The organism is Rhizobium sp. PDO1-076 (genome assembly GCF_000247475.1).
Taxonomy (GTDB): Bacteria; Pseudomonadota; Alphaproteobacteria; order Rhizobiales; family Rhizobiaceae; genus Allorhizobium.
In genome coordinates this window covers 1-7,372 of the sequence record NZ_AHZC01000084.1, presented here as the reverse complement: position 1 = coordinate 7,372, position 7,372 = coordinate 1, and the positions used below count along the sequence as shown (strand labels likewise).

Annotated in this window: 6 protein-coding genes and 2 pseudogenes; all 8 read right to left on the bottom strand. The window is 56.6% G+C overall.

The window, feature by feature from the left end:
- Positions 1-263: 263 nt before the first annotated feature.
- A pseudogene (locus PDO_RS06635) lies at positions 264-1,284 on the bottom strand (IS110 family RNA-guided transposase).
- Between the two features lie 85 nt (positions 1,285-1,369).
- Positions 1,370-1,644, bottom strand: a pseudogene (locus PDO_RS06630) (transposase); the annotation flags it as partial.
- A 137-nt stretch (positions 1,645-1,781) separates the two neighbouring features.
- Positions 1,782-2,621 (bottom strand): transporter substrate-binding domain-containing protein, encoded by an 840-nt coding sequence (locus tag PDO_RS06625; RefSeq protein ID WP_007599532.1) that lies wholly within the window; start codon positions 2,619-2,621, stop codon positions 1,782-1,784.
- On the bottom strand, positions 2,618-3,814 hold the full coding sequence (gene alr / locus PDO_RS06620; RefSeq protein ID WP_007599529.1) for an alanine racemase: 1,197 nt from the start codon (positions 3,812-3,814) through the stop codon (positions 2,618-2,620). Before alr ends, PDO_RS06625 begins: the two co-directional genes overlap by 4 nt.
- Positions 3,811-4,563, bottom strand: coding sequence for an ABC transporter permease (locus PDO_RS06615; RefSeq protein WP_007599528.1), 753 nt, complete (start codon positions 4,561-4,563; stop codon positions 3,811-3,813). Before PDO_RS06615 ends, alr begins: the two co-directional genes overlap by 4 nt.
- 10 nt (positions 4,564-4,573) lie before the next feature.
- Entirely contained in the window at positions 4,574-5,251 is a 678-nt protein-coding gene (locus PDO_RS06610; RefSeq protein ID WP_007599527.1) for an ABC transporter permease, read from the bottom strand.
- Positions 5,248-6,009 carry an ABC transporter ATP-binding protein gene (locus PDO_RS06605; RefSeq protein WP_037072833.1) on the bottom strand — a complete coding sequence of 254 codons (762 nt, stop codon included), beginning with the start codon at positions 6,007-6,009 and terminating at the stop codon, positions 5,248-5,250. The genes PDO_RS06610 and PDO_RS06605 overlap by 4 nt, the downstream gene beginning before the upstream one ends.
- Positions 6,010-6,155: 146 nt before the next feature.
- Positions 6,156-7,055, bottom strand: coding sequence for a helix-turn-helix domain-containing protein (locus PDO_RS06600; protein ID WP_007599525.1), 900 nt, complete (start codon positions 7,053-7,055; stop codon positions 6,156-6,158).
- Positions 7,056-7,372: the final 317 nt, after the last annotated feature.

Here is a 7,372-nt window from a genome sequence, read left to right as displayed (position 1 = left end):
ATGTGTGGACGGCCCCGTTTTTGCAAGTGAAAAAAGTAAGATTTCGGTGCGGTCGGGCGCAGCCATGTGTCCGGCCTCCATATGCGGCGCACACACGGCCGCGGGCCTTGATGAAGTCCGCAGATTGGATCCCAATCAGCTCTACGCGCACGAGGCCCTTGGCTCGGAAGGGTTGTCCCAATCCCCGGTTCGACCGGTTCGTCATCACTACTCAGTCCTCATGCAAACCACTGCGAGAAAGGGTGTTCGGCAGTGGATAGGTATCACACAGCCGCCGGCATGCAGTAGGATTGCTTTCGGATCAGCAAGGCCCAGACAATCCTCGCCATTTTGTTGGCCAGCGCCACGGTTACCAACCTACTCGGTTTGCGATCGAGCAGTTTGGATGCCCAAACTTTGATGCCGTGGCCTTGGCGAGTAAACCGGGTGACCGCTGTCGCCCCAAGAACCAGAAGCCGGCGAAGATAACCGTCGCCCTGTTTGCTGATGCCGACGAACCGCTCCTTGCCGCCGCCGCTATGCGATTTTGGCGTCAAACCGAGCCAAGCAGCAAATTGGCGCGATGACTTGAAGAGTGTCGCATCCGGAACGGTCGCAACGATCGCGCTGGCGGTTATGGGGCCGATGCCTGGGATTGTCGCAAGGCGCTGACTGGCTTCACTAATGCGATGCCATTCTTTAATCTCGGTTTCAATTCTATCGATCTCAATTCTCACGCTGTTCAATTGATCAGCCAGGCCTTTCAGAGCTTGGGCAGCGGCATGGGGCAGATTATCCTGGGTCGTGTGCAAGACCTCGAGCACCGTGTTCACCCCTGCGGGACCACGCGCAGCTACAATTCCAAGCTCGGCGAGATGTGCCCGCAATGCATTGATTAGCATTGTCTTTTGACGCACCAACAGGTCTCGGGCCTTATGAAGCATCAGGACAGCCTGTTGCTCAACGGATTTGACCGCAACAAACCGCATCGTTGGGCGCGTCACAGCTTCCGCGATCGCCTCCGCATCGGCTGCATCCGTTTTGCCGCGTTTGACATACGGCTTAACATACGCGGGCGGCATGAGCTTGACATCATGGCCAAGCTTTAACAGTTCTCGACCCCAGTGATGAGCGGTGCCACATGCCTCCATGCCGATCAGGCACGCCAGGAACCCTGGTGAAGAACTTCAAAACTTCACCTCGCCGAAGTTGGCGTCTAATGACGACATTCCCGACACTATCAACACAGTGCACCTGAAAAACGTTCTTCGCCAAATCAAGGCCTATCGTGGCAATCGTTTCCATGGACGGCTCTCCTCATGTGAGCGTTTCAAAACGACCACACTTTGCCACAAACTCAGGGGGTGGGGCCGTCCACAACATCAGCTCTCACGCCAAGCCTCACTTTTCCGGCGGTCGAATGATCTCTTGGCGTCAGACCGATCCAGGCGGCAAAATCACGCCCCGACTTAAACATCTTCGGATCAGTCGTTTTCATCATCAAAAGCGAGGCGCCGATCGGGCCGACACCAGGTATCTCCGCCAAGCGTTTGCTGCATTCATCAGCGCGATGCAAGCCATCAGCTTTTCATCGACTGTTTTGATTTGAGCGAGTAGATCGCGATATTCCTCTTCATGCATGGCAAACAGCGCGCGTGCCAACTCAACCCCGTAAATGCCTAGGCTACAAGACACCTGCCGAGGTGTTCATGGCTCATTTGCAGGAAAGAGGGTGATCCCCTACCCTGAAGCGCAGGCATGATGCAGTTGGATGAGCTTCTCCACACGAGCGCTCTCTGTTGTCACCGCGAAACAAGATCGACTCCAAACCATTTGAGGCTTATTTCTTTCAGCGTGCCGTCCTTTGTTATCGCTTCAATTGCGTCATTGAATCTAACAGCGAGCTCCTTGTCCCGTTTTTGTAGACCGATACCTACACCGGGACCAAATACACCGCCGGAAATGCGCGGGCCGTAGAGCGCCGCAGCGGCACCGTCCTTCGACTCCAAAAACACTTTCCAAACGGAATAGTCGGCCAAGCCGCCATCGATACGGCCCAAAACCAGATCAAGATTGAGATTGTCCTGCTTGTCATAGGTGCGGACTTCGACTGAAGTCCCGAAGTACTCCCGAACGAATGCTTCAGCGTTCGTCGAACCCTGCACACCGATCACCTTCCCCTCCAGATTTTCCTTCAGGGCCTGCAAAGCGCTCGCCTCGCGCTGATTTCCGGAAGAGAGATCGATCTTCACGTTGTTATCCATAGCGGGGAGATCGAGCGACTTGCCAACGACGAAATAATTGGATGTCAGCGCGTAGGGTTCTGAGAAGGCGATAATCTGCTTTCTTTTCTCAGTGATAGACATGCCAGCCATGATCGCATCGTATTTCCCCACGCTCAGGGCCGGAATGATCCCATCCCACGCCTGTGTGATAAACTCGCATTCGAGTTTCGCGCGCTCGCAGAGCGCCTTGCCGACATCAATGTCAAATCCCACCGGTTTTCCAGACGTATCGACCGCGTTCCAGGGCGGAAATGCCCCTTCCGTTGCAATCTTGATCGGCTTTTTATCTTGCGCATGGGCCTGGCTGACAATTACGACGGCGAGAATGAAATGCAGTATCACTTTGAACGTGCTCATCTATGTTCCTCACTTGAGTTTGTGTTGTGGTTTCCGGCATAGATTCTCGGGATATGATCCCGTAGCTGGCCGTAGAGGCCGACCATGTCTGTGCCCCACAGGCCGGCAACTTCCTCGTGGGTAATGATCTGATCGCCCTGGCGGCCCAGCAGGACGACCTGATCCCCAAAGCGAGCCTCTGGTACGGCGGTCAGATCGATACGTAGGTGCTCCAAATGGGCCGGAGGTAACAGCCGGACTCGCTTTCCACCAACGATGGCTTCGGCGCCGGTTGGCACGTGCCGTGGAAAGCCGTCGCCCCACCCCATGCCGAGCACTCCGAGGCTCATCCCGGCTTTAAATCCGGGAATGTCAGGCAGCGGCCCGAGCGACCCATCGAGACGCTTCACCGCAATCAAGCTGGTTGAGATTGCTTTTAGGGCATGCCGGAGCATTACCGGACGGGCAGGCGTATCGGACTCCGGAAGGCCAACGAATAACGCCCCCGGATCGACCGCGTCGAAATCCATCTCAGGGTGGCTCAGCACCCCTTCGGTGCTCGACATCATAGCAACTGCCGGCCGTACACCGAGAGCCCTCGCATGCTGTAAGACTGCATGCATGCGAGCGAGTTGATCTGATGCATCAGAGGGCTTCGACGTTGGTAGTTCGCTCATGTGAGCGTAGATACCTTCTACTTGCACATCCGCGTGCGCATTCGCTACCAAAAGTAGTCGACCTACCTCTTGCGGTGTGGCACCCGCACGAAAGAAACCGAGATCAACCTTGATGAACGCTCGCGTTTTCTTCATGGCGGCGCACCACAGGTTCAGCTCGTCAATGCTTGACACGCTGATGGTTAGATCGAGCGCCTCTATCGTGGGCGCGGCTGTGGGCAAGGCGCCTGGATAGAGGAGAATTGGAAGCCCTAAGCCCGCATCGCGGATCGCTACAGCATCAAGCAAGGAAGCAACAGCGAAACCATCGACGCCTTCTCTGGTCAAAATGCCAGCAACCGTACCGGCACCGCACCCGTATCCATTCCGTTTCAAGCAGGCGTATACTTTCACGTTCGGGGGGAGATGGCCCCGAAGCTGCCGATAGTTGTGCCGAATTGCATCGAGATCGATCTCGTACCAGCTCCCCCGCATCGTAGCGGCAGAGGTGAACCTTGGAGCGTGCGGTTCAGCTGACGAAATGAGAACCGTTGTCATCGCTCCACCTGCCGCCCTGGCACAGCCTGCTCTACGGCGCTTGCTTGCACGTCATCAACAGCTTGCGTCCGGCCCTTGTGGATTGCCATACGCCGTTCCAGGCGCGAGAACACATGGACGATCAGAGTCGTAATACCGAGATAGATGAGGGCAGCAGAAACGAAGACCTCGTATGGAGAAAAAGTCTGCGCCGCGATCTTTCGGGCGGTGCCAGTAAGCTCCATGAGAGTGATGGTGCTGGCGAGAGAACTGGCCTTCAGCATCAAGACCACTTCATTGGCATAGGCCGGAAGGGAGAGCCTGAACGCGACGGGCAGGACGACGCGTCGTGTTCGCAGCGCATACGACATCCCAAGCGCTTTCGCTGCCTCGATTTCGCCAGAGGGAACCGCTCGGATGCCCCCGCTCAGGATCTCAGTCGTGTAGGCAGCGTTGTTGAGGGAAAACGCGATGAGCGCGCACCAGTAAGGTTCCCTCAGGATGCTCCATGCAAAGCTTGACCGCACCCACTCGACTTGCCCGGCGCCGTAGTAGATCAGGAAAAGCTGCACGAGCAGGGGCGTTCCGCGAAATGCGAAAGTGTAAAGAAGAACGGGCTGAGAGAGCCAAGGTGAAGAGGACGCTCGCAGTAGTGCGAGTGGCAACGCGAAAAAAAAGCCGAGCGCTATGGAGGCGATCGTCAATTGCGCTGTGAGGATCGCCCCGTCCAGCAGAAGCGGGAGAACGTCGACAATCAGATACCAGTTCATAGCCGGTTCCTCACTTTGCGAAACGCACGCCGCGATTGGCATGCCATTCGAGCAACGCCAGACCGACCAGGGAAACAGACGTGAACGACAGATAGAGACCAGCCGCGATCAAATAGAAGGTCAACGGGTCATGGGTGGAGCCGGCAGCGACGCTGGTCTTGCGCATCAAGTCCTCGAGCCCCACGACGGAGATCAACGCAGTGTCCTTCAACAAGGTCAGCCACAGGTTGCCAATGCCTGGCAGCGCGTACCGCCACATTTGCGGGACGATGACAAGTCGCCACACGAGGATCCTCGCGAGTCCAAGGGCATTGGCCGCCTCAATTTGCCCCGCAGGCACCGCCAGAATTGCAGCCCTAAACACCTCGGTCGCGTATGCTCCGAAAACGATGGTCAGCGAAAAAACGCCGGCGGCGAACGCATCGACCTCGACATACCTGCCGAAAAACGCTGTCAATGCGACGGTGCCGCCAAAGTAGAGGATCAGAATGATGAGTAGTTCGGGAACGCCGCGAATAATCGTCGTATATCCACCAGCAAGCCGGTTTAGCCCACGGTAATGGCTCAGTTTCGCCATGGCCCCGCAAAGACCGACGCCTATTCCGAGTGCCAGGTTGGTGACGGCTACCCGGAGGGTGGTCATTGCTCCGGTTGCGATTTGATCGCCGAAGCCCTGCAAGTCCATCATTGCCGGAACCCCTCCCCCTGAGCCGATAAGAATTGCCGGAAGCGCGGGGAAGATGGATGGTCGAACAGCTCGTCAGGACTCCCCTCCTCTTCAATCCGACCTTGATGGAGGAAAACGACGCGGTTGGATACCTGGCGCGCGAAGCCGAGTTCGTGCGTTACGATCAGCATTGTGCGCCCTTCGTCGGCAAGCGAGCGAATGACCTTCAGGACCTCACCGACCAATTCCGGGTCGAGGGCCGAGGTCGGCTCGTCGAAAAGCAGGATTTCAGGGTTCATAGCCAGGGCCCGCGCAATGGCAATGCGTTGTTGCTGGCCGCCGGAAAGGTGCGGGGGATAGGCATGATGTTTGTCGGCTAAGCCGACCTTTAGCAGCAATTCTTCCGCCCGAAGGCAGGCTTCACGTTTGGAGATACCGAGAACGTGAATGGGAGCTTCGATGATGTTTTCGAGAACGGTCTTGTGTGACCAGAGATTGAAACTCTGGAACACCATTCCAAGCTTCGTGCGAAGCTCGTTGACTTCTCTCTGGCCGGTCAACCCGCTCCGCATTTTTATATGCCGCCCAGAGACCCAGATCTCACCCCCATTTGACTGCTCTAAAAAATTTAGACAGCGCAGGAATGTACTCTTTCCTGAACCGCTGCTGCCGAGGATGGAGATGACATCGCCCCGCTGAGCACAAAGCGACAGCCCCTTTATGACCTCGAGATGGCCGAAGCGCTTCTTCAGGCCGACGACGCAGAGCGCAGCCGCCATCACGTCGGATCGAGCCGGTTCGAAATCTCCGGCGGCAAGTTTGGTGTTCACTGGAAAATCCCTCGGCTGTGGTTTGCCGAGGATGCAATGCCTAAACCGCTCGCGCTTGCAGCGGTTTGATACAACCGCATGATCTGATCATTAAATCACTCTCCTGATTTGCCTTGCCAGGAATCACGGTATCCGACGGGTGTCGTTCCAACCTCCCGCCGAAAGGCGTTTGAAAAGTGACTTGAACTTGAAAAGCCGCATACCAACGCTACGTCGGTGACAGTCATAGGTGAGTGCCGCAAATACTCCTTCGCCCTTTCGACGCGGCGACGAATGATGAAAGCGTGTGGTGGACATCCAAGCGTCTGCTTGAATGCCCGGCAGAAGTGGGGAATGCTCAGACCGACAAGTGCCGCAAGGTGTTCAAGGGAGAGGCGGGTGGGCAGATCATCCTCAATTCGCTGGAGGACGCGGCTTAGGTTCGCCGATGCCAAACCGCCCTTGCGAACAGGTGGAGCATATTTCTGCTTTCGCACCAGCTGAGCGAAAATTGTCGCTGCATAGCTTTCGACGAGGAGGGTGCTCAGGGGGTATCGCTCATGGATCTCCGCCCCTATTCCACGAGCGGCGTTCATGATTACAGGATCCTCACAACCGAGATCAGGCGAAAGCGACGGTGGGGCGCTCGATAGAGTTTGGTCAAAAAGTTTGGTGACGAACGCCCGGTCCACTGAAATTGAAAGATAGGCGGCCGTCGAGTCACCGACTTCCCACCCACTCCAGCTACATCCGGCAGGAATAAAGAGGACTGCACCAGGCTTTCTAGGGACAAAGGCGGCAGGCTTGGCATCCAGAAAATACTCGCCACGCTCCGAATTTCCCTTCAGATTGAGGAGAATGAGGTGCCGGGTAGACGTGGTGTTCGTCTCTTCCCTGCCAAGCCCCGTCCGCCGCACGAGGTCGGCCTGTACCAGGCCCCAAGACTTGTTCTGGTGAGAAATCGTGCGGCAATCGCCAGACTTGAAAAGGGTCGGCGCTACCTTTTGGTCCTGCATCGGTCACTCCCCCGGAATGAGAGTTTGTCGCGGTACGCCCCCGCGAAACTCACTAAACTTCCGAATGATCGGGGAGTTGGAAACCGTGCAAGACAGCCCCGTGGCCTTTAGTTCCGGGGAACCTGGACATACGCCACAGGCTCCCCGACCCGAAAGGTCAGAGAGTTCGGTGCTGTTTCGATCAGCACCAGTCGCTTGCAGGGGTTTCCACGCCCCAAGGCAGCCGCGTACTGCCTCATGTTTGTAAATAGTCGACGCAGCGGTGCTCCGCTAGCCATCTGTGACAAAAATTCTCTGGAGATATCGAGATGAGGACC

Bases quoted from the DNA above. Each gene is read 5' to 3' on its own strand.
- PDO_RS06625 (WP_007599532.1), bottom strand. From the start codon at position 2,621: ATGAGCACGTTCAAAGTGATACTGCATTTCATTCTCGCCGTCGTAATT.
- alr (WP_007599529.1), bottom strand. From the start codon at position 3,814: ATGACAACGGTTCTCATTTCGTCAGCTGAACCGCACGCTCCAAGGTTC.
- PDO_RS06615 (WP_007599528.1), bottom strand. From the start codon at position 4,563: ATGAACTGGTATCTGATTGTCGACGTTCTCCCGCTTCTGCTGGACGGG.
- PDO_RS06610 (WP_007599527.1), bottom strand. From the start codon at position 5,251: ATGATGGACTTGCAGGGCTTCGGCGATCAAATCGCAACCGGAGCAATG.
- PDO_RS06605 (WP_037072833.1), bottom strand. From the start codon at position 6,009: ATGGCGGCTGCGCTCTGCGTCGTCGGCCTGAAGAAGCGCTTCGGCCAT.
- PDO_RS06600 (WP_007599525.1), bottom strand. From the start codon at position 7,055: ATGCAGGACCAAAAGGTAGCGCCGACCCTTTTCAAGTCTGGCGATTGC.